21 protein-coding genes are annotated in these 19,859 nt (G+C 71.6%); 10 read left to right on the top strand and 11 right to left on the bottom strand.

Annotated elements, in window-relative coordinates:
• Nucleotides 1–226: 226 nt before the first annotated feature.
• Nucleotides 227–1,591: an aspartate aminotransferase family protein gene (locus tag ACFVNO_RS13570; RefSeq protein WP_355262595.1), complete on the bottom strand. Its 1,365-nt coding sequence runs from the start codon at nt 1,589–1,591 to the stop codon at nt 227–229.
• Nucleotides 1,592–1,805: 214 nt separating this feature from the next.
• Between ACFVNO_RS13570 and ACFVNO_RS13565 the strand changes: the two genes are divergently transcribed.
• The 6 genes from ACFVNO_RS13565 (at nt 1,806) to ACFVNO_RS13540 (ending at nt 9,167) form a co-directional block, all read left to right on the top strand.
• Nucleotides 1,806–3,305 carry a gamma-aminobutyraldehyde dehydrogenase gene (locus ACFVNO_RS13565; protein WP_378892297.1) on the top strand — a complete coding sequence of 500 codons (1,500 nt, stop codon included), beginning with the start codon at nt 1,806–1,808 and terminating at the stop codon, nt 3,303–3,305.
• A gap of 78 nt (nt 3,306–3,383) precedes the next feature.
• Entirely contained in the window at nt 3,384–4,556 is a 1,173-nt protein-coding gene (locus tag ACFVNO_RS13560) for an ABC transporter ATP-binding protein (RefSeq protein WP_355262601.1), read from the top strand.
• Between the two features lie 103 nt (nt 4,557–4,659).
• Nucleotides 4,660–5,925 (top strand): spermidine/putrescine ABC transporter substrate-binding protein, encoded by a 1,266-nt coding sequence (locus tag ACFVNO_RS13555; protein ID WP_355262604.1) that lies wholly within the window; start codon nt 4,660–4,662, stop codon nt 5,923–5,925.
• Between the two features lie 24 nt (nt 5,926–5,949).
• Nucleotides 5,950–6,807: an ABC transporter permease gene (locus ACFVNO_RS13550; protein ID WP_355262607.1), complete on the top strand. Its 858-nt coding sequence runs from the start codon at nt 5,950–5,952 to the stop codon at nt 6,805–6,807.
• Nucleotides 6,804–7,643 carry an ABC transporter permease gene (locus tag ACFVNO_RS13545; RefSeq protein WP_378892292.1) on the top strand — a complete coding sequence of 280 codons (840 nt, stop codon included), beginning with the start codon at nt 6,804–6,806 and terminating at the stop codon, nt 7,641–7,643. Before ACFVNO_RS13550 ends, ACFVNO_RS13545 begins: the two co-directional genes overlap by 4 nt.
• A 99-nt stretch (nt 7,644–7,742) precedes the next feature.
• Nucleotides 7,743–9,167 (top strand): FAD-dependent oxidoreductase, encoded by a 1,425-nt coding sequence (locus tag ACFVNO_RS13540; RefSeq protein ID WP_355262610.1) that lies wholly within the window; start codon nt 7,743–7,745, stop codon nt 9,165–9,167.
• A gap of 400 nt (nt 9,168–9,567) precedes the next feature.
• Here the strand turns inward: ACFVNO_RS13540 and ACFVNO_RS13535 are convergent, their stop codons facing one another.
• From ACFVNO_RS13535 to ACFVNO_RS13500, 8 genes are all read right to left on the bottom strand, one after another.
• On the bottom strand, nt 9,568–11,136 hold the full coding sequence (locus ACFVNO_RS13535) for a polyamine aminopropyltransferase (RefSeq protein ID WP_355262613.1): 1,569 nt from the start codon (nt 11,134–11,136) through the stop codon (nt 9,568–9,570).
• A 62-nt stretch (nt 11,137–11,198) separates the two neighbouring features.
• A complete protein-coding gene (locus ACFVNO_RS13530; protein ID WP_355262616.1) occupies nt 11,199–11,627 on the bottom strand; it encodes a DUF350 domain-containing protein in 429 nt (142 codons plus the stop codon).
• A gap of 47 nt (nt 11,628–11,674) precedes the next feature.
• Entirely contained in the window at nt 11,675–12,010 is a 336-nt protein-coding gene (locus ACFVNO_RS13525; RefSeq protein WP_220563341.1) for a hypothetical protein, read from the bottom strand.
• A complete protein-coding gene (locus tag ACFVNO_RS13520; protein ID WP_378892285.1) occupies nt 12,007–12,543 on the bottom strand; it encodes a DUF2617 family protein in 537 nt (178 codons plus the stop codon). Before ACFVNO_RS13520 ends, ACFVNO_RS13525 begins: the two co-directional genes overlap by 4 nt.
• An 8-nt stretch (nt 12,544–12,551) precedes the next feature.
• Nucleotides 12,552–13,103: a DUF4178 domain-containing protein gene (locus ACFVNO_RS13515; protein WP_378892410.1), complete on the bottom strand. Its 552-nt coding sequence runs from the start codon at nt 13,101–13,103 to the stop codon at nt 12,552–12,554.
• A gap of 227 nt (nt 13,104–13,330) precedes the next feature.
• A complete protein-coding gene (locus ACFVNO_RS13510; RefSeq protein WP_355262624.1) occupies nt 13,331–14,185 on the bottom strand; it encodes a sulfurtransferase in 855 nt (284 codons plus the stop codon).
• A gap of 49 nt (nt 14,186–14,234) precedes the next feature.
• Nucleotides 14,235–14,663, bottom strand: coding sequence for a hypothetical protein (locus ACFVNO_RS13505; protein ID WP_378892282.1), 429 nt, complete (start codon nt 14,661–14,663; stop codon nt 14,235–14,237).
• Nucleotides 14,656–15,018 carry a hypothetical protein gene (locus ACFVNO_RS13500; protein WP_220563346.1) on the bottom strand — a complete coding sequence of 121 codons (363 nt, stop codon included), beginning with the start codon at nt 15,016–15,018 and terminating at the stop codon, nt 14,656–14,658. Before ACFVNO_RS13500 ends, ACFVNO_RS13505 begins: the two co-directional genes overlap by 8 nt.
• 139 nt (nt 15,019–15,157) lie before the next feature.
• On the opposite strand from ACFVNO_RS13500, the gene ACFVNO_RS13495 reads away from it, so the two are divergent.
• Complete coding sequence (locus tag ACFVNO_RS13495; RefSeq protein WP_355262628.1) at nt 15,158–15,343, top strand: hypothetical protein; 186 nt, start codon at nt 15,158–15,160, stop codon at nt 15,341–15,343.
• On the opposite strand, the gene ACFVNO_RS13490 is transcribed toward ACFVNO_RS13495, so the two are convergent.
• Nucleotides 15,340–15,633 carry a hypothetical protein gene (locus ACFVNO_RS13490; RefSeq protein ID WP_220563348.1) on the bottom strand — a complete coding sequence of 98 codons (294 nt, stop codon included), beginning with the start codon at nt 15,631–15,633 and terminating at the stop codon, nt 15,340–15,342. The genes ACFVNO_RS13495 and ACFVNO_RS13490 overlap by 4 nt on opposite strands.
• A gap of 253 nt (nt 15,634–15,886) precedes the next feature.
• Here ACFVNO_RS13490 and ACFVNO_RS13485 point away from each other — a divergent pair, with 253 nt between their 5' ends.
• The gene (locus ACFVNO_RS13485; protein ID WP_355262634.1) at nt 15,887–16,714 is read left to right on the top strand and encodes a DUF4352 domain-containing protein; all 828 of its coding nucleotides are present in this window, start codon (nt 15,887–15,889) and stop codon (nt 16,712–16,714) included.
• 83 nt (nt 16,715–16,797) lie between these two features.
• Here the strand turns inward: ACFVNO_RS13485 and ACFVNO_RS13480 are convergent, their stop codons facing one another.
• Nucleotides 16,798–17,253, bottom strand: coding sequence for a flavodoxin family protein (locus ACFVNO_RS13480; protein ID WP_220563350.1), 456 nt, complete (start codon nt 17,251–17,253; stop codon nt 16,798–16,800).
• Between the two features lie 330 nt (nt 17,254–17,583).
• On the opposite strand from ACFVNO_RS13480, the gene ACFVNO_RS13475 reads away from it, so the two are divergent.
• A complete protein-coding gene (locus ACFVNO_RS13475) occupies nt 17,584–18,426 on the top strand; it encodes a nitrilase-related carbon-nitrogen hydrolase (RefSeq protein WP_355262637.1) in 843 nt (280 codons plus the stop codon).
• An 8-nt stretch (nt 18,427–18,434) separates the two neighbouring features.
• Nucleotides 18,435–19,841: a dihydropyrimidinase gene (gene hydA / locus ACFVNO_RS13470; protein WP_355262640.1), complete on the top strand. Its 1,407-nt coding sequence runs from the start codon at nt 18,435–18,437 to the stop codon at nt 19,839–19,841.
• Nucleotides 19,842–19,859: the final 18 nt, after the last annotated feature.

Here is a 19,859-nt window from a genome sequence, read left to right as displayed (position 1 = left end):
CGGGTGCCCCCTGGCCCGGGCCCCCGCGCCGGACGGGCACCGCGGTTCCGGTGGTACCCGGGGGCTCCGCACCAGGCACCCGCGTCCGCCCCGCACGGGAACGCCCCCGCCGCCTGTCGGCGGACGGCCCCGCACGCGAAGGCCGCCGCTCCCCGCGCCGGCGGCGGGCACGGGGACGCCCCCCGCCCGAGGGGAACGGGGGGCGTCCGCGGGGAGGGGCGGGGGCCTACAGCCGGTCCCAGGCCTCGGTGAGGACCTTGCGCAGGATCGACTCGATCTCCACGAAGTGCTCCGGGCCGCAGGTGAGCGGCGGGGAGAGCTGGATGACCGGCTCGCCTCGGTCGTCGGCGCGGCAGATGAGCCCGGCGTCGAACAGCGCGCCCGACAGGAAGCCCTTGAGGAGGCGGTGCGACTCCTCGTCGCTGAACGTCTCCTTGGTCTCCTTGTCCTTCACCAGCTCGATGCCGTAGAAGTACCCGTCGCCGCGCACGTCGCCCACGATCGGCAGGTCCAGCAGCTTCTCCAGGGTCGCCCGGAACACCGGGGCGTTGCGGCGGACGTTGTCGAGGATGCCCTCGCTCTCGAACAGGTCGAGGTTGGCCAGCGCCGCCGCGGCCGCCACCGGGTGGCCGGCGAAGGTGATGCCGTGCAGGAAGGAGGACCCCTTCTCCTTGAACGGCTCCATGAGCTTCTCGCGGGCGATCATGCCGCCCAGCGGGACGTACCCGCTGGTGGCGCCCTTGGCGAAGGTGATCATGTCCGGCACGTAGCCGTACCTGGTGGCGCCGAAGTACTCGCCCAGGCGGCCGAACGCGCAGATGACCTCGTCGGACACCATGAGCACGCCGTACCGGTCGCAGATCTCGCGGACCCGCCGGAGGTACCCGGGCGGCGGCGGGAAGCAGCCGCCGGAGTTCTGGACGGGCTCCACGTAGACCGCGGCGATGGTGTCCGGGTCGTTCTGGACGATCGCCTCCTCGATCTGGTCGGCGGCCCAGCGGCCGAACGCCTCGATGTCGTCGCCGTGCCGGGGCGCCCGGTAGAAGTTGGTGTTCGGCACCTGGAGGGTGCTGGGGACCAGCGGCTCGAACGGGGTCTTGATGCCCTGGAGGCCGGTGATGGACAGGGCGCCCATGCTGGTGCCGTGGTAGGCGATGCGCCGGCTGATCACCTTGTGCCGGGTGGGTTCGCCGATCGCCTTGAAGTACTGGCGGGCCAGCTTCCAGGCGGACTCCACGGCCTCGGAACCGCTGGTGGTGAAGAAGACGCGGTTCAGGTCGCCGGGCGCCAGGGAGGCGATCCGCTCGGCGAGCTCGACGGCCTTGGGGTGCGCGTACGTCCAGATGGGGAAGTACGCCAGCTCGCGGGCCTGCTCGGCGATGGCGTCGGCGATCTCGGCGCGGCCGTGGCCGACCTGGCTGACGAAGAGTCCCGCGAGCCCGTCGAGGTACCGCTTGCCCTTGTCGTCGTAGACGTACACGCCCTCGCCGCGGCTGATGACGGGGACGTCGGCGTCGTTGTAGGCGGCCATCTCCGTGAAGTGCATCCACAGGTGGTCCTTGGCGGCCTGCTGGAGGTGCTCAGGACTCATGTGCGCTGCCACTTGATGCTCCAAGCTCGTCGGTAACGCGGGGACCACGCTCGGGTCGACCCGGGGGTCACATGCTCGACCCTCTCAATAGAAATAGTCGCACCGTTCCATGTTCTGTCAAGTATCCGTTGGGAAATCTAATCTTTACAACGGAATCCATTGGCAGATCTTGATCTCGCCGTTGCCGGATGGCAGTGTGACAGATCACAGCGCTATGCGCGCGCGCATCAACAGCCAGTCGGCGCACCGACGCGCCCGACCGACCCGGGAGCAGAGCACCGTGACCCAAGACCTGCGCAACTTCGTCAACGGCGAGTACGTGGACACGGCCGACGGGATCCGCAGCGACCTCGTCGACCCGGCCACCGGGAAGGTCTTCGCCACCGCCCCGGTCTCCACCGCCGAGGACGTCGACGCGGCGTTCCAGGCCGCCCGCACCGCCTTCGAGAAGGGCTGGCGCGACTGGACCCCGGCCGAACGGCAGATCGCCCTCAACAGGTTCGCGGACCGGGTGGAGGAGCGCGCGGACGAACTCGTCGCCGCCGAGGTCCGGAACTGCGGCAAGCCCGTCGAGCTCACCAAGAGCGAGGAGATCGCGCAGGTGCTGGACGCCCTGCGCTTCTTCGCGGGCGCCACCCGCAACCTGGAGGGCCGCGCCGCCGGGGAGTACCTCGCCGACCACACCTCCTGGATCCGCCGCGAGCCCATCGGCGTCGTCGGCCAGATCACCCCGTGGAACTACCCGATGGCCATGGCGGCCTGGAAGATCGGCCCCGCCCTGGCCGCGGGCAACACCATCGTCCTCAAGCCCTCCGACACCACCCCGGTCTCCACCCTGCTGCTGGCGGAGATCGCCGCCGAGTTCCTGCCGCCGGGCGTGTTCAACGTGGTCGCGGGCGACCGCGACACCGGCCGCGCCCTGGTCGAGCACCCGGTCCCGGGCCTGATCTCCCTCACCGGCTCCACCCGGGCCGGGTACGAGGTGGCGCAGTCCGGGTCCAAGGACCTCAAGCGCCTGCACCTGGAGCTGGGCGGCAAGGCCCCGGTCATCGTCTTCGACGACGCCGACATCGAGCGGGCCGCCGCGGGCATCGCCGAGGCGGGGTACTTCAACGCCGGCCAGGACTGCACCGCCGCCACCCGGGTGCTGGCCGCGCCGGGCGTCCACGACGACCTGGCAGCCGCCCTGGCCGAGCAGGCCCGCAACACCGTCACCGGCCCGCCGAGCAACACCGACGCCGCGTTCGGCCCGGTCAACAACGCCAACCAGCTGGCGCGGGTGAGCGGCTTCCTGGACCGGGCGCCCGACCACGCCGAGGTGCTGGCGGGCGGCTCCCGGGTGGGCGACGAGGGCTACTTCTACGCCCCGACCGTCGTCTCGGGCCTGCGCCAGGGCGACGAGCTGGTCACCGACGAGATCTTCGGACCGGTCATCACGGTGCAAAGGTTCACCGATGAGGACACCGCGGTCGCGTGGGCCAACTCGGTGGAGTACGGGCTCGCCTCCAGTGTGTGGACCAGGGACCACGCCCGGGCCCTGCGGGTCTCCCGCCGCCTCGACTTCGGGTGCGTGTGGATCAACACCCACATCCCGATCACCGCCGAGATGCCGCACGGCGGCTTCAAGCACTCGGGGTACGGCAAGGACCTGTCCATGTACTCCTTCGACGAGTACACCCGCGTCAAGCACGTCATGAGCTACATCGGCGAGTGACACGCCCCGGCCGGTCCGCCCGGGCGGACCGGCCGCCTCCCGGTACGGCAACGAGCAAGCGACAGGACCACCCCCACCATGGCCACTACCAGCACCACAGCACCGGAGACGCCCGACGTGGAGACCGCAGCCGCGCGGCAGCCCGCGATCAGCCTGGAGGGGGTGTCCAAGTCCTTCCGCTCCGGCTCCGAGACCGTGAACGCCGTCGACGGCGTCGACCTGGCCATCGAACAGGGCGAGTTCTTCTCCCTGTTGGGCCCCTCCGGCTGCGGCAAGACCACCACCATGAGGATGATCGCGGGTTTCGAGGAGCCCACCCGGGGCGTCGTCCGGCTCAACGGGCAGGACGTCACCGGGGTCCCCGCCAACCGCCGCGACGTCAACATGGTCTTCCAGAGCTACGCGCTGTTCCCGCACATGAGCGTCGCGGACAACGTCGCCTTCGGCCTCAGGCGCAGGGGCGTCGCCAAGGACGAGATCAGGCGGCGCGTCGGCGAGATGCTCGAACTGGTCGAACTCGGGCACCGGGCCAAGCACCGGCCGTCCCAGCTCTCCGGCGGGCAGCAGCAGCGGGTGGCCCTGGCCCGCGCCCTGGTCAACCAGCCCGCCGCCCTGCTGCTCGACGAGCCCCTGGGCGCCCTGGACCTCAAGCTCCGCCAGGCGATGCAGGTGGAGCTCAAGCGCATCCAGCGCGAGGTCGGCATCACCTTCGTCTACGTCACCCACGACCAGGGGGAGGCGCTGACCATGTCCGACCGGATCGCGGTGATGAACCACGGCCGGGTCGAGCAGCTGGGCACCCCGGCGCAGGTGTACGAGCGGCCGGCCACCCGGTTCGTGGCCGACTTCATCGGCACCAGCAACCTCATCAAGGGCACGGTGCTCGGCGGGGCCGACGGCGCGTGGCGGGTGGAGGTCGCCGACGGCGCCACCGCCCTGCTCGCGGAGCTGCCCGCGGCGCTGGCCGCGCAGGGGTCGGAGGCGGCCGGATCCGCGGTCTGCCTGACCGTGCGCCCGGAGAAGATCCGCATCGGCGCCGAACGGCCGGACGAGGGTGTCAGCGCCGTTCCCGGCACCGTCACCGAGACCGTCTACCTGGGGTCGGCCACCCACTACCAGGTGGATATCGGCGGCGGCGAGACCGTCACGGTGTACCTGCAGAACTCCTCCGACTCCACCCTGGCCGCCGACCGCGGCGACCGCGTGTGGCTGTCCTGGCCCGCCCACCACTCCTACCCCCTGCTGGCCTGACCTCTGCGGCCCCACTCCCCCGAGGCGCCGACCGGGACCGGCGCCACCGGCCACGAACCCCCCGCTCTCCCCGGCGGAACACCGGAAGACCAAGGAACGACCCATGAACAACCGCTCGCGCGCCGGCATCGACCCCGCACTCCTCCGCGGCCTCACCCGGGCACGCCGCAGCCCCCTCGGGCCGCCCGGCCTGACCCGGCGGCGCACCCTCCAGGCCGGCGGAGCGGCGGCCGCCGCCCTCGCCCTGTCCGCGTGCGGGGTCGGGGGACAGCAGCGCGACCCCGCCGCCGACGCGAACTTCTGGGAGGGCAAGGAGCGCACCGGCAACCTGCGCTGGGCCAACTGGCCGCTGTACATGGACTCCGAGCGCACCCAGATCCAGCAGTTCACCGAGGCCACCGGCATCGAGGTCGAGTACAAGGAGGACGTGCAGGAGGCGGCCTCGTTCTTCGGCCAGATCCAGCCCAAGCTCGCCAGCGAGGACGACCTCGGCTACGACCTGATCGTGCTGCCCAACGGGTTCGAGCTGGCCAAGCTCATCGAGCTGGGGTACCTGATCCAGCTCGACCACTCGCAGCTGCCGAACTTCGCCGAGTACGCGGGCGAGATCTACAAGAACAGCGCCTTCGACCCGGGCAACAAGTACACGGTCCCCTACGCCTCCGGCATCACCGGCATCGCGTACAACCCCGAGTTCATCGACCGGGAGATCACCAGCGTCCAGGACCTGTGGGACCCGGCCTTCGAGGGCAAGGTCGGCATGTTCTCCGACCCCCAGGAGATCGCCAACTTCGGTCTGCTGGCCACCGGCGTCACACCGGCCGACTCCACCTCCGCGGACTGGGAGGCGGCCGCCGACAGGCTCCGCGAGCAGCGCGACTCCGGCATCGTGCGCGCCTACTACGACCAGGACTTCATCCAGCCGCTCACCAACGGCGACCTGTGGATCACCATGGCCTGGTCCGGCGACATCTACCAGCAGAACTCCGAGGAGGGGACGAACCTGAAGTTCGTCATCCCCGAGGAGGGCGCCACCCTGTGGACCGACAACCTCATGATCCCGTACACCACCCAGGCCCCGGTGGACGCGATCGAGCTGATGAACTTCCTGTACGAGCCGGAGATCGCCACCGGCCTCACCGAGTACATCGCCTACATCTCCCCGGTCCCCCACGCCCAGGAGGTCATGCTGGAGTGGGCGGCGGCCGAGGGCGACAGCGACCGCGGCGCGGCGCTGACCGAGATGGCCGAGAGCCCCCTGGTGTTCCCCACCGAGGAGGACTACCAGAGGCTGCACAACTTCGTCGTCCTGCCGACCGAGGAGCAGGACGGGTTCTCGTCCCTGTTCCAGGCCGTCACGCAGAGCTGACACCGAGCGATCCCGAGTCTCCCCATGAGAAACCGCAAGCTGACGCCCTACGTGCTGGTGCTCCCGGCGTGGACCTGGTTGGCGCTGTTCTTCGTGGTCCCCATCGGCGGGATGCTGTCGCTGTCGCTGACCACGGGCAACGTGATCACCGGCTTCCAGCAGACCTTCGAGGTGGGCAACTACGCCGAAGCCATCGGGACCTACTGGGAGCAGATCCTGCGCTCCCTGTTCTACGGCGGCTGCGCCACCCTGGTGTGCATCGCCGTCGGCTACCCGATGGCCTACTGGATCGCCTTCCGCGGCGGTGCCTACAAGTCCACGTACCTGCTACTGCTCCTGCTGCCGTTCTTCGTGTCGTTCGTGCTGCGGACGATCTCGTGGCGGTTCTTCCTGTCCGACAACGGCGTGGTGCTGGGGCCCCTCAAGGACCTGGGGCTGCTCCCGGACGGGTTCGCGGTGCTCAACACGGCGCCCGCCGTGATCCTGGGGCTGGCCTACAACTTCCTGCCGTTCATGGTGCTGCCGATCTACGCCGTGCTGGAGCGGATGGACCCGCACCTGGTGGAGGCGGCGCACGACCTGTACTCGAACCGGCTGCGGGCGTTCGCGCACGTGATCCTGCCGGTGTCGCTGCCGGGCGTGTTCGCCGGCGTGCTGATGACCTTCATCCCGACCAGCGCCGACTACGTCAACGCGTCGGTGCTGGGCGGCACGCACAACACGATGATCGGCAACGTCATCCGGACCCAGTACCTGGTCAACAACAACTACCCGATCGCCGCGTCGATCACCTTCGTGCTCATGGGGCTGCTGCTCGTCGGCATCTTCAGCTACGCCAGGGCTCTGGGCACCGAACGGGTCATGGAGGTGCACACGTCGTGAGCGCCACGTTCGAGACCGAGGGCCGGACCGGCTCCGCGCCGCGGCCCCCCGCACCCGCGGTCCGGCGCCGGACCGACTGGGGCCGCTGGTACACGTGGGCCGTGCTGGCCTGGCTGTTCGTGCCGATCCTGTTCATGATCGTGTTCAGCTTCAACGACCCGGCCGGCCGGCACAACATCACCTGGCAGGGGTTCACCCTGGAGTGGTACGCGAACGCGTTCGCCTACCCCGACCTCAACGAGGCGATGTTCAACTCGGTGACCATCGCGCTGCTGACGATGGTCATCGCCGGGGCGCTGGGCACCCTGCTGGGGATCGCGCTGGGGCGGTTCACGTTCCGCGGCAAGCAGCTCACCAACCTGGTGATGTTCGCGGCGATCAGCGCGCCCGAGGTGGTGCTGGGCGCGGCCCTGCTGTCCACGTTCCTGATGCTGAACATCACCACCGGGTACTGGACGACGGTCATCGCGCACGTGATGTTCTGCGTGTCGTTCGTCGCCATCACGGTGCGGGCGCGGGTGATCACCCTGGACCCGAGCCTGGAGGAGGCCGCTCGCGACCTGGGCGCCGGGCCGTGGGAGACGTTCCGGCTGGTGACGCTGCCGATGCTGTTCCCCGCGGTGATGGCGGGCGGGCTGCTGGCGTTCGCCCTGTCCATCGACGACTACATCATCACCACGTTCGTGAGCGGCGACGTGAACACGTTCCCCCTGTGGATCTGGGGCGCCACGCGCGTCGGAATCCCCCCGCAGGTGAACGTCATGGGCACGCTGTTGTTCGCGGTCGGGCTCACCATGGCCGTCATCAACATCATCGCGGCCAGGCGCCGGGCCTGACGTCCGTCCCCGGGGCACCGGTCGGGCGCTCTCGCCCGGCCGGTGCCCCGTTCCGTATCCGAGTCCTTTCCCACGACCGACGAAAAGTGTGTGATACCCATGGCCGACGCGGTCACCGCAGGGGCCCGCGAGGCGCTGAAGGGCGCCCGCCCCCGGGTCTTCTGGCTCGATCCCGACGTGCCCGGGCACGATGTGCCCGAGGCCGCCCCGGCGCTGGAGGGCGACGCCTTCGCCGACCTGGCCGTGGTCGGCGGCGGGTTCAGCGGGCTGTGGACGGCGCTCATCGCCAAGGAGCGCGACCCCGGCCGGGACGTGGTCCTGGTGGAGGCGCGCACCGCCGGGTGGGCGGCCTCCGGGCGCAACGGCGGGTTCTGCGCCGCCAGCCTCACCCACGGGTACGACAACGGCGCCGAGCGGTGGCCGGAGGAGATCGCGGAGCTGGAGCGCCAGGGGTACGCCAACCTGGACGCCATCGGCGAGGCGGTGGAGAAGTACGGGATCGACTGCGAGTTCGAGCGCACCGGCGAGCTGCTGGTGGCCACCGCGCCCTGGCAGGCCGAGGGGTTCGCGGAGTCCGCCGCGGCGATCACCGCCCTGGGGCACCGGGCCGAGGTGTGGGACGCCGCGCGGACCCGGGCCGAGATCGACTCCCCCACCTACGTGGGGGCGCTGTACGAGCCCGACGGGGTGGCGATGCTGCACCCCGCCAAGCTGGCCTGGGGGCTGCGGGCGGCGTGCCTGCGGCTGGGGGTGCGGATCTTCGAGAACACCCCCGTGCGGGCGATCCGGTCCACCCCGGCGGGGCTGCGGCTGGAGGCGCGCGGCGGGTCGGTGCACGCGCCCCGGGTGGCCTGGGGCACCGGTGCCTTCCCCGGGCCGCTGCGGCGGCTCAAGCACTACCTGGCCCCGGTGTACGACTACGCGCTGATGACCGAGCCGCTGAACGGGGCGCAGATGGAGTCGCTGGGGTGGAGGGGGCGCCAGGGGGTGGGGGACGCGGCGAACTTCTTCCACTACTACCGGCTGACCGCGGACGACCGGATCCTGTGGGGCGGGTACGACGCGGTCCACCACTACGGCGGGAAGGTGCGGCCGGAGTACGACCAGCGGCCGGAGACGTTCCGGACGCTCGCCGAGCACTTCTTCGAGACGTTCCCGCAGCTGGCGGGGGTGCGCTTCACCCATTCCTGGGGCGGGGTGATCGACACGTGCAGCCGGTTCTCGGCGTTCTTCGGGACCGGGTACGGGGGCAGGCTGGCCTACGCCGCCGGGTACACCGGGCTGGGCGTGGGGGCGACGCGGTTCGGCGCCCAGGTGATGCTGGACCGGCTCGACGGGCTGGACACCGAGCGGACCCGGCTGCGGATGGTGCGGGAGAAGCCGCTGCCGTTCCCGCCCGAGCCGGTGCGCTCGATCGGCATCGGCCTGACGCTGCGGGCCACCGCCGCCGCCGACCGCAACGAGGGCAGGCGCAACCTGTGGCTGCGGACCCTGGACGCGCTGGGCATGGGCTTCGACAGCTGACGTTATGCGGCGGTTCGTGCGGCGTGTCGGGAAAAGGGTCGGTAGGGCGGGGTAAGGGATTGCCCGGGGCGGCGCGGCGTACGCGCCCCCATCCCGCGGTGGGACAGGATGGGTCCGGTCACGGGACGTCTCCCGTGCCCGCCCCCGCAGACCACCGCGCGGCCGCCCACCGGCCCGACACGTGAGGCTGCGCGGTGTCGGTCCGCTCCGGCCCGGGTGTGCCCGGGCCGGAGCGCCGGACCGGCACACGGGCCCCTGGGCACCGGCCGCAGGCCGTCCGTACGCGGGAAGGTCGTCGGCCGCAGGCCGTCCGTCGAGGGTGGTGGCGGGTGACCGGTGGGTAATGGCGGGTGACGGGCGGGCGGTGGAAGGCACCGGAGCACCAGCCCGGAAGGGACGGCTAGTAGCCGCGCCAGGCGCCCTGGTGGTAGGCGATGATACGCGGGTGCATGAGCGTGGACGCCTCGACCTCCCCGTCCTCGCGGCGGTCCCGCGGGAAGACCTGGGCGGCCTCCAGCAGGGCCTCGTCCAGGAAGCGCAGCGGCGGCGCGTCCTCGGGGATGTCCAGTTCCGGGGCGCTCCGCACGGACGTCAGGTAGAAGCCCCAGTTCCCGAACGAGGGCACGTCCACGTTGTAGGGGGTGCCGAACAGGCCCGCCTCCTCCAGGGAGCGGCCCACGCTCCAGTAGGCGTCCGGGGCGAAGAACGGCGACCCGGCCTGCACCACCATCCGCCCGCCGTCGGCCAGGGAGTGGCGGGCCAGGGAGTAGAACTCCACCGAGTACAGCTTGGACGGGCCCACGTCCTGGCCGTCGGGCAGGTCGGCGACGATCACGTCGAAGTCGCCGCGGTTTTCGCGCAGCCACTGGAAGGCGTCGGCGTTGACCACCTCCACCCGCGGGTCCCGGAAGGAGTCCTCGTTGAGCTCGGTGATGACCGGCTCGCTGGAGGCCAGCTCGATCACCGCCGGGTCCAGGTCCACCAGGGTCACCGACTCCACGTCCTCGTAGGCGAGGATCTCGCGCAGCGCCAGCCCGTCGCCGCCGCCCAGCACCAGGACGTCCTCGTGCGGGCCGGCCATCGCCGGGTGGATCAGCGCCTCGTGGTAGCGGTACTCGTCCAGGGTGGAGAACTGCAGGTCGCCGTTGAGGAACAGCCGGACGTCCCGGCCGTCGATCGAGCGGGTGAGCACGATCTCCTGGTAGGCGGTGCGCTCGGCGTGCACGATCGGGTCCCGGTACATGGCCTGGCGCGCGTCCACCTCGAACCGGTCGGCGTACAGGTACGCCAGGCCCAGGAAGCCGAGGATGAAGGCCAGGCCCACCGCCAGCCCCGCGTACGCGCGGCGCGACAGCTCGGCGCGGAACAGCCACAGCACCACGGCCATGCCCACCACCGCGTTGAGCGCGCCCACCGCCAGCGCGCCCTTGGGCAGGCCCAGCAGCGGCAGCAGCAGGAACGGGAACGCCAGACCGCCGATGAGGCCGCCCACGTAGTCGGCGGCGAAGAGGTCGGCGACCGCCTCCGACGCGTCCTGCCTGCGGATGCGCTGGATGAGCGTCATCAGCAGGGGGATCTCCATGCCGATGAGCACGCCGATGGCGAACGCCAGGAACACCAGGGCGGGCTGGTAGGCGGAGAACCACGCGAACGCCCCGTACAGCAGCAGCACCGACAGGCCGCCCACCAGCGACAGCAGGCCCTCGATGACCGCGAACGACACGGCCGGGCTGCCCTGGAAGCGCTTGGACAGCAGCGACCCGATGCCCATGGCGAACACCATCACCGACAGGACCACGGAGGCCTGGGTGATGGTGTCGCCCAGCAGGTAGCTGCCGATGGCGACCAGGGCCAGCTCGTACACCAGGCCGCAGGCGGCGCACACGAACACCGCGGTCAGGACGAGGAACCGGGCCACCCGCGGCGGTACCGGAAGTCGGGGCCGCTGCGGGGCCGGTGACTCGATCACGATGGGGTGCTGCTTTCTCTACGGGCGGGGCCGGACGGGCCCCGCGAGGGGGCGCGCCGCCGTCAGGTCAGTGCGGCGGCGACGACCGCCGCGATCGCGAGGTGGGCGGAGGCGCTCACCCAGGTCGCGGGGTGCGGTTCGGGGTTGCTGATCATGTGGGCGATCTTGGCCGGGATGAGCAGGTCGATGAGCACGAAGGCCAGGGCCATCACGCCCAGGCCGATCAGCCCGTACACGGCGGTGGACAGCAGGCCGGCGCCCAGGCCGATCTCCGAGTCGCTGGAGAGGATGGCCGTGGTGACGATGACGGCCACGCCCAGGGTGTTGGCCGACACCAGGATGACCGCGTTGGGGTTGCGCTCCTCCCAGATGAGCTTGTGCAGCTTGCCCGGGGTGAGCAGGTCGATGAGCAGGTAGCCGACCGCGAGGACGACCACGCCGACCCCGGCGTAGGCGAGGGCCGCGAGGCTGTTGAAGAGGATCTCGTTCATTGTCCGGTCTCGTTAGGGGATGGGGGGTTCGGTTCTGGTCGGATGGGTCACTTGCCGAAGCCGCTGCCGCCGCCGCGGAAGCCGCTGCCCCCGCTGGAACCGCTGGAGCCGCCGCGGTAGCCGTCGTCGTACCTGCTGCTGGTCCCGCCGAAGAAGAAGAACCCGCCGCCCCCGGAGGTGCCGGAGGACGACTGCTCGCACTCGTCGTCGTCGTAGGCGGGGTCGGAGACGTAGTCGTCGTCGGGGCAGTAGGTGTTGTTGGAGCTGTTGTCGCAGGCCGCCAGCAGGATGAGCAGCAGCACGATACCGCCGATCACCACGAACAGCGTGACCACGGTCTTGTTGTTCTTCGCCGGCTCTGCGTGGCCGTGCTGGTGGGTCATCTGGTCTCTCCGCATGGGTGGGCGGACACGGTGGAGTGGGTGGTCACGAGTTCTCCGCTCTGGGGGTAGACGTGCCAGGTGCGCCAGTGGAGCGGGTTCCCGTCACCGTGTGCGCCACCGGGGTCCAGGTGCAGCGCGGTCACGGCCAACGGGTCGCCGGGGAAGGCGACGAGGAGGCCGCCGGGGTCGTCGGCGACCTCGCGGTGGAGGTCGTCGACCCGGCGGGCGAGTCCGGTGCGGGTGAGGTTCTCCACCCGCGAGTCGAACCGGTACCGGCCCGTCCCGTGGGAGCGCTCGGCACTGCCCGGCAGGGCGCCGTCCACTCCCGGCAGGCAGGCCACGGTCTCCACCAGGACGCCCGCCGCCGACGTGATGACGACCTGGTGGGAGGCGCCGAGCACGCGCAGCTCGACCCCGGCGCCGCCGACCCGCAGGGAGCGGACGGCGAGGGGGTCGATCAACGGGTGCCCGAGCGCCCAGACCAGGTCGTCGGCCCGGGTGTCGACGAAGGGTGCGCTGATGCCGACTCGCATGGGGTGGATCAGCTCCCCGGGTAGATGGTGAAGGTGCCCTCGGCGACCTTGGTGCCGGTGCTGACCTCCCAGGGGCCGTGGTCGAAGCGCTCGAAGGAGAGCAGGCTGCCGTCCGCGGCCTCGTAGTCGGCGTAGTCGAAGCCGCCCTCGGCCTTGAGGCCGGTGGTGCCCTCGGAGCGGTAGGAGCCGCTGCCCTTCTCCTCGAGGTGGTAGGTGGTGCCCTCGAGTTCGATCTTCTTGCCGTGGGGGGTCAGGTCGAGGTCGGGGCGCCCGGTCCACAGGGCCATCTCCAGGTCGGGGTCCTCCTCGGTGGAGAGCCAGCGCTTGCCGCCCTCGACCTCCAGGAAGTGCTCGGCCCAGACGTAGCCGCCCTGGGACAGGCGCAGGGTGCCGCGGATCCAGGTGCGTTCGGTGCCCCAGTCGATCATGTCGCCGGCCTTGAGGCTCCGGGGGTCGCCGGAGGTGCTGTCCCCGGTGTCGGCGAAGGGGTCCTTGGGGGTGGGCGGAGGCTGCGGGGGCGGGGTGCTGCTGCGCCGTGCGGCGCGCACGGCGAGGGCGATGGCGGCGACCGCCACCGCAAGGGCGGCGATCACCAGGAGCACGATTTCGATGGCCACTGTTCCTCTTTCGCGTGGGGGGAGCCTCGTCATCGGCCCGACCCCGGGCCGGGCAATCCTACTGGCTGGTCAGACGCGTGCACCGGCCGGGAGGTTCCCGGCCGGATCCGGACACGCCGAAGAGGCCGCCCGTGTGCGCGGACGGCCTCCCGGAACACCTGATGGCCCGGCTAGCCGGCGGCGGGGTCCCCGGTCTCGACGGGCAGGGAGTCGTCGCCGCCCCACAGGCTCCAGGAGCCGGGGTAGAGGCGGGGGGCGGTGTAGCCCGCGTGCTCCAGGGCGAGCAGGTCGTGGCAGGCGGTGACCCCGGACCCGCAGTAGGCGGTGATGGTGACGGCGTCGTCGGCGCCCAGGGCGGCGAAGCGCTCGCGCAGCTCCTCCGGGGCGGCCAGCAGGCCGTCGGGGCCGAGGTTGCCGGTCCACTCGGCGCTGCGGGCGCCGGGGACGTGGCCGGGCCGGGCGTCCACCGGCGCGGGCTGCTCACCGGTGTAGCGGCCGTACGCGCGGGCGTCGATGACCAGCTGGCCGGGCTCGCCCGCCGCGGCCCGGACGGTGTCGGTGTGCACGACCCGGTCGGCGGGCCAGTGCTGGGGGGTGCGGTGCGCGGGCTCGGCGACGTGCTCCCCCTCCTCCAGCGGCCCCGTCCAGGTCCGCAGGCCGCCGTCGAGGAACGCGGCGGGGGTGCCCAGGACGCGGAGCATCCAGACCAGGCGGGCGGCGACGGATCCCCCGGCGTCGTCGTAGACGACCACCCGGGAGTGGTCGCCGATGCCCAGGCGTCCCAGGGTGCGGGCGAAGTCGGCGGCGGCGGGGAGCGGGTGCCGCCCGCCCTCGGGGCTCGCCGGGGCGGCCAGGTCGGCGTCCACGTCGGCGAACACCGCTCCGGGGAGGTGTCCGGCGAGGTAGGCGTCGCGGCCGGAGCGGCCATCCAGGTACCACCGGGAGTCGACCACGACCACACGGTCGAGGTTCTCTTGGAGCCAGTCGGCCGAGACGGCCACCGGCAGGGGAAGGGGCTCTGACATGGGCCCAGGGTAGCGGTGGGGTCACGCCCGGGTCACGGCCCGGGCGGGGTCAGTCGCGGTCCAGGCGGTGCACGTGCAGGATCCACCACAGGCCCAGGGCGGGCAGGACCAGGGGGATGAAGAAGTAGCCGCTGCCGAACCCGGACCAGACGGTGTCGTCGGGGAAGACCTCGGGCAGGAGCAGGCTCGCCGCGCCCACGACCAGGACGCCGACCATCTCGACGCTGCACGAGACCAGGGCGACCCGGCGGGAGGTCCGCCCGGCGCGGGCCAGGCCGACGGCGGCGACGAGGTAGATCACCCCGGCGAGCACCGACAGCAGGTAGGCGACCGGGGCCTCGTCGAACCTGGTGGCCAGCTGGTAGGCGCCCCGCGCGGTGGCGGCGAGGGCGAACACGCCGTAGACGGCCACCAGCAGGCGGCCGGGGCCGGTGCGCAGGGTCTTCGCGGCGTCGGAGGCCGGGGCGGTGTCAGGCAACGGGGCTCCAGAGCTGTTCGAGGCGGACGAACAGGACGGGCAGGATCAGGCAGGCGAACGCGATGACGGCGGGGCCCCACTTGCTGCGCTCCATGAACCCCCACACGGCGCAGGCGGGCGGCAGCAGGACCACGGTGGCCAGGTAGGAGACGAACATCGCCGTCTCGGCGGGCCGCTCCCCGCCCACCATGGCGGCGACGGTGGCCACGGCCTGGCCGATCACCAGCAGCCACAGGACCCCCATGCCGACCAGGTGCGGGACGAGCATGGGCTGGTCGCGGAAGGTCGACACGAGGCACCACCCGGCCATCGCCAGGGAAGCCATCTGAATGGTCATGGTCAGCCACTCGACCACGGCGCCTCCTCCCGCCCCTCCCGTCCGCCCAGGTGGGCGGCGCGTTCTACGACACACGGTAGTACGACCGGCGGACCGCACGGCACGGCCCTCCCCCGAACCGCTTCCGGGTGGGAGCGGGTTCCGCTACGGTGCGGGCATGAGCGCAGTCCGCGATGACACCGCGATGAAGCCCTCGGGGATCTGCCGGGCGGGACGCCACCGTTGGCGGCACGACCCGCCGGGCGGCAGGCGCCGGATGTGCGTGCGCTGCCGGTCCATGTCGATGATCAACTACCCCTGCGGGACCGACTGCCTGGAGTGCCACCCCGAGGAGGAGTCCTAGATCCTCTTGGTGAGGGGCAGCAGCAGGGCGTCGCGGACCTTGTTCCACTCCACCGCGGCCAGGCCGCCGACGCCCATGTCCTCCACGACCGCGCCGATGGAGCGCAGGTCGTACTCGTCGCCGAGCTCGCGGTCCCCGTCACGCTGCTCGTGGACGAGCCCGGTGACGTAGCGGCGCAGCTCGTCGGAGCCGACGGCGGCGGCCGCCCGGGCCGCCTCGTGCCAGCGGGCGTCGTGGGGGATCCAGGAGGCCACGACCTCGGTGGGGGTGGGGTGGTAGTCCGTGCGCATAGCCGCAAGTTACCAAGGCCGGGCGGCCCCATCAGGGCTTTCCGTGGCGAAGGCCACCGGCCCCCGCGCGAACCGTTCGAGTACCGGACACCATCCGATGCGACGGTGAGGGTAGGGTCACAGGGCGGCCCCCAGCCCCGCCGCCCGTGCGCGGGCGGTGCACCCTCCGCCACCGCGTGTGTTCCGTTCGAGGTACACGACGCATCCTTCCGCGGCGCACGCCGTCCCGCATCCGAGAACCGGAGCACTCACGATGTCCTACCCCAACGACCCGTCAGGTCCCCAGCCCCCGTACGGCGGTCAGCCCCCGGGCGGCCAGCCGCCCTACGGCCCTCCCGGCGGGCAGCCCCCGTACGGTCCCACCGGCGGCCAGCCGCCCTACGGGGACCACACCGGCGGTCAGCCGTCCTACGGCGCCCCGACCGGGGGCCAGCCCTCCTACGGGGACCCGTCCGGCGGCCAGCAGCCCTACGGCGGCCCCGGCGCGCCCTACGACCCCTACGGCTCGACGGGCGCCCCGCAGCAGAAGCAGGGCATGTCCACCGGCGCCAAGGTCGGCATCGGCGTGGGCGCGGGCTGCCTGGTCCTGGTCGTGATCGCGGTGGTGATCATCGTGGTCATCGCGATGTCCTCCTCCGGCGGCGACGACAGCGGCACCACGACCACCTCCCCCACGACGACGGAGACCACCGAGCCGGGCGGCGGCGAGGAGGGCGGCGGCGACGCCCCCGTCGAGGCCCCGGCCGAGGACGGTGTCACGCTGACGGCGACCAACGCCGGCACCGTGAGCGGCACCCTCGACCCCAACGAGACCTACACGGCTCTCGACGTGACGTTCGTGAACAACTCCAGCGAGCCGCTGTCGATCAACCCGCTGTACTTCACCTTCATCCTGGACGACGGCACCGAGGTCGTCGACTGGGAGCTCTTCGCCGACATCACCCAGCTGGAGGCCGCGGACCTGGCGCCGGGCGACCAGGTCAGCGGCCAGGTCGCGGTCGCGGGCGAGGTGACCGTGGTCGAGGTGAGCTACGACCCCTCCTTCGGCATGGAGGAGCCGATCGTGGTGCCCGTCCAGTAGGACGCGGCGCCCGCCCGGCAGGGGCGGGCGCGCACCACGGCGGCTTCGGGCCCCGGTCCGCGCGGCGCGCGGGGCGGGGCCCTCTACATGCCCAGGGCGGCCAGGGCGGTGACGGCGCCCAGCTCCCGGCAGGCGTCGCGGTCGGCCGCGGCCGGGGCCCCGGTGACGGAGACCGGCGGCCGGTGGCGGGCCCAGCCCATGCCCTTGGCGGCGCCCTCCACCGCGCGCACCGCCCCCGCGGTGTCGTCGTTGCCGTGCACGTACAGCGCGTAGGGCACGGAGCGGCCGGCCGACAGCGCCGGGTAGTAGACGAGGTCGAACCAGTACTTGAGGGCGCCCGACATGTACCCGATGTTGGCGGGCGTCCCCAGGACGACGGCGTCGGCCGACAGCGTGTCGGCGACCGAGGCCGCCAGCGCCGGCCGGGCGACGACCTCCACGCCCTCGATCTCGTCGTCGCGCGCCCCCTCCAGCACCGCGTCGAGCAGTTCCTGGGTGGCCGGGGAGACGGTGTGGTGAACGATGAGCAGTCGTGCCATGCCCTCACCCTAGGGGCGTCCGCCGGACGCCGGGGGTGTGGAGGGAAGTATGAAATCCTTCCCCGGAAAGCGTGGAAACATGGATTTTCCTCCAAATAATTGGACCCCGAAAAAGGGACATCGGCCACCATCGGGTGTTTTTGCGAAATCGCGCAACACGGAGGAATCCTGTTCGCAAGGATGTCGGATATTGACCCGCCATTCCCCTCTCTCTATGGTGCGATTCTCATAGCGCACCGCCCTGCCGGCACCCCGCGTGCCAGCAGGGCATACGCGGACGCACCGACCGTTCCGGGCCGACCGCGACGGCCACGGAGGAACGAGGGAACCATGCCGCAGATCGTCCGTTCCGCACTCGTCCAGACCGAGTGGACCGGCGACACCGATTCCATGCTCGCCGCCCACGAGAAATACGCGCGCGACGCCGCCGCCCAGGGGGCGCGCGTCATCGGCTTCCAGGAGGTGTTCAACGCCCCCTACTTCTGCCAGGTCCAGGAGGCCGAGCACTACCGGTGGGCCGAGAGCGTCCCCGACGGGCCCACCGTCACCCGCTTCCGGGAGCTGGCCCGGGAGCTGAACATGGTGATGGTGCTGCCCGTGTTCGAGGTCGAGAAGCCCGGGTTCTACTACAACACCGCCGCCGTCATCGACGCCGACGGCACCTACCTGGGCAAGTACCGCAAGCACCACATCCCGCAGGTCAAGGGGTTCTGGGAGAAGTACTACTTCCGCCCCGGCAACCTGGGCTGGCCGGTCTTCGACACCGCCGTCGGCCGCGTGGGCGTCTACATCTGCTACGACCGCCACTTCCCGGAGGGCTGGCGGGCGCTCGGGCTGGCCGGGGCGCAGCTGGTGTACAACCCGTCGGCGACCAGCCGGGGCCTGTCCGCGTACCTGTGGAAGCTGGAGCAGCCCGCCGCCGCGGTCGCCAACGAGTACTTCGTCGCCGCCATCAACCGGGTGGGCCGGGAGGAGTACGGCGACAACGACTTCTACGGCACCAGCTACTTCGTGGACCCGCGCGGGCGGTTCGTCGGCGAGGTCGCCTCCGACACCGCGCCCGAGCTGGTCGTGCGCGACCTCGACTTCGACCTGATCGACGAGGTCCGCACCCAGTGGGCCTTCTACCGCGACCGCCGCCCGGACGCCTACGGGCCCCTGGTCGAGGGTTAGGGGACGCCATGGGACGCACCCTCATCACCGGCGGCCTGGTCGTCACCGCCGCCGACGAACTGGAGGCCGACGTCCTCGTCGAGGACGGGACGGTGGCCGCCCTGGCGCTGCGCGGCGGCGACACCGCCCGCTCCTGGGCGGAGAGCGGCGCCGAGGTCGTCGACGCCGCCGGGCACTACGTCATCCCGGGCGGGGTGGACGCGCACACCCACATGGAGCTGCCGTTCGGCGGCACCTTCGCCTCCGACACCTTCGAGACCGGGACCCGGGCGGCCGCCTGGGGCGGCACCACGACCATCATCGACTTCGCGGTGCAGAGCCCGGGCCGGCCGGTGCGTGCCGGGGTGGACGCCTGGATGGCCAAGGCCGAGGGCAACTGCGCGATCGACTACGGGTTCCACGCGATCCTGTCCGACGTCAACGAGTCGTCGCTGAAGGAGATGGACGCCCTCGTGGACGAGGGCATCACCTCGTTCAAGATGTTCATGGCCTACCCGGGCGTGTTCTACAGCGACGACGGGCAGATCCTGCGGGCCATGCAGCGCGGCGCCGCCAACGGCGCGCTGACCATGATGCACGCCGAGAACGGCATCGCCATCGACGTGCTCGTCGAGCAGGCGCTGGCGGCCGGCCGGACCGACCCCCGCTACCACGGCGAGGTCCGCAAGGCCCTGCTGGAGTCCGAGGCCACCCACCGCGCCATCCAGCTGGCCCGGGTGGCCGGGGCCCCGCTGTACGTGGTGCACGTGTCGGCGGGCGAGGCGGTCCAGGAGCTGGCCCGCGCGCGCGACATGGGGCTCAACGTGTTCGGCGAGACCTGTCCTCAGTACCTGTTCCTGTCCGCGGACGACCTGGCCCGGCCCGGCTTCGAGGGCGCCAAGTACGTGTGCTCGACCCCGCTGCGGCCCGAGGAGCACCAGGAGCTGCTGTGGCGGGCGCTGCGGACCAACGACCTGTCCGTGGTCTCCACCGACCACTGCCCGTTCTGCTTCACCGGGCAGAAAGAGCTGGGCCGGGGCGACTTCTCCAAGATCCCCAACGGCCTGCCCGGGGTGGAGAACCGGATGGACCTGCTGCACCAGGCGGTCCTGGACGGCCACATCGACCGCCGCCGGTGGATCGAGCTGGCCTGCGCCACCCCGGCGCGCATGTTCGGGCTCTACCCGCGCAAGGGCACCATCGCCCCGGGCGCCGACGCCGACATCGTGGTCTACGACCCGAACGCCGAGCACGTCATCTCCGCGCGAACCCACCACATGAACGTGGACTACTCCGCGTACGAGGGCAGGCGGGTGACGGGCCGGGCCCGCACCGTGATCTCCCGCGGCCGGGTCGTCGTGGACGGCGGCGAGTACCTCGGCGCGGCCGGGCACGGCCGCTACCTGTCCCGCGGCACCTGCCGGTACCTGATCTGAGATCTGAGAGGAGAGCAC

This window comes from Nocardiopsis sp. NPDC057823 (assembly GCF_042797335.1).
Classification (GTDB): Bacteria; Actinomycetota; Actinomycetes; order Streptosporangiales; family Streptosporangiaceae; genus Nocardiopsis; species Nocardiopsis changdeensis.
The sequence above is the reverse complement of the archived record's forward strand: the minus strand, read 5'-3'. Positions and strand labels throughout refer to the sequence as shown.

Excerpts from the sequence above, each read along its gene's own strand:
- ACFVNO_RS13565 (WP_378892297.1), top strand. The coding sequence starts at position 1,806 with ATGCGCGCGCGCATCAACAGCCAGTCGGCGCACCGACGCGCCCGACCG.
- ACFVNO_RS13555 (WP_355262604.1), top strand. The coding sequence starts at position 4,660 with ATGAACAACCGCTCGCGCGCCGGCATCGACCCCGCACTCCTCCGCGGC.
- ACFVNO_RS13520 (WP_378892285.1), bottom strand. The coding sequence starts at position 12,543 with ATGCGAGTCGGCATCAGCGCACCCTTCGTCGACACCCGGGCCGACGAC.
- hydA (WP_355262640.1), top strand. The coding sequence starts at position 18,435 with ATGGGACGCACCCTCATCACCGGCGGCCTGGTCGTCACCGCCGCCGAC.
- ACFVNO_RS13490 (WP_220563348.1), bottom strand. The coding sequence starts at position 15,633 with ATGCGCACGGACTACCACCCCACCCCCACCGAGGTCGTGGCCTCCTGG.
- ACFVNO_RS13495 (WP_355262628.1), top strand. The coding sequence starts at position 15,158 with ATGAGCGCAGTCCGCGATGACACCGCGATGAAGCCCTCGGGGATCTGC.
- ACFVNO_RS13525 (WP_220563341.1), bottom strand. The coding sequence starts at position 12,010 with ATGACCCACCAGCACGGCCACGCAGAGCCGGCGAAGAACAACAAGACC.
- ACFVNO_RS13560 (WP_355262601.1), top strand. The coding sequence starts at position 3,384 with ATGGCCACTACCAGCACCACAGCACCGGAGACGCCCGACGTGGAGACC.
- ACFVNO_RS13485 (WP_355262634.1), top strand. The coding sequence starts at position 15,887 with ATGTCCTACCCCAACGACCCGTCAGGTCCCCAGCCCCCGTACGGCGGT.
- ACFVNO_RS13510 (WP_355262624.1), bottom strand. The coding sequence starts at position 14,185 with ATGTCAGAGCCCCTTCCCCTGCCGGTGGCCGTCTCGGCCGACTGGCTC.
- ACFVNO_RS13540 (WP_355262610.1), top strand. The coding sequence starts at position 7,743 with ATGGCCGACGCGGTCACCGCAGGGGCCCGCGAGGCGCTGAAGGGCGCC.
- ACFVNO_RS13570 (WP_355262595.1), bottom strand. The coding sequence starts at position 1,591 with ATGAGTCCTGAGCACCTCCAGCAGGCCGCCAAGGACCACCTGTGGATG.
- ACFVNO_RS13475 (WP_355262637.1), top strand. The coding sequence starts at position 17,584 with ATGCCGCAGATCGTCCGTTCCGCACTCGTCCAGACCGAGTGGACCGGC.
- ACFVNO_RS13480 (WP_220563350.1), bottom strand. The coding sequence starts at position 17,253 with ATGGCACGACTGCTCATCGTTCACCACACCGTCTCCCCGGCCACCCAG.
- ACFVNO_RS13530 (WP_355262616.1), bottom strand. The coding sequence starts at position 11,627 with ATGAACGAGATCCTCTTCAACAGCCTCGCGGCCCTCGCCTACGCCGGG.
- ACFVNO_RS13550 (WP_355262607.1), top strand. The coding sequence starts at position 5,950 with ATGAGAAACCGCAAGCTGACGCCCTACGTGCTGGTGCTCCCGGCGTGG.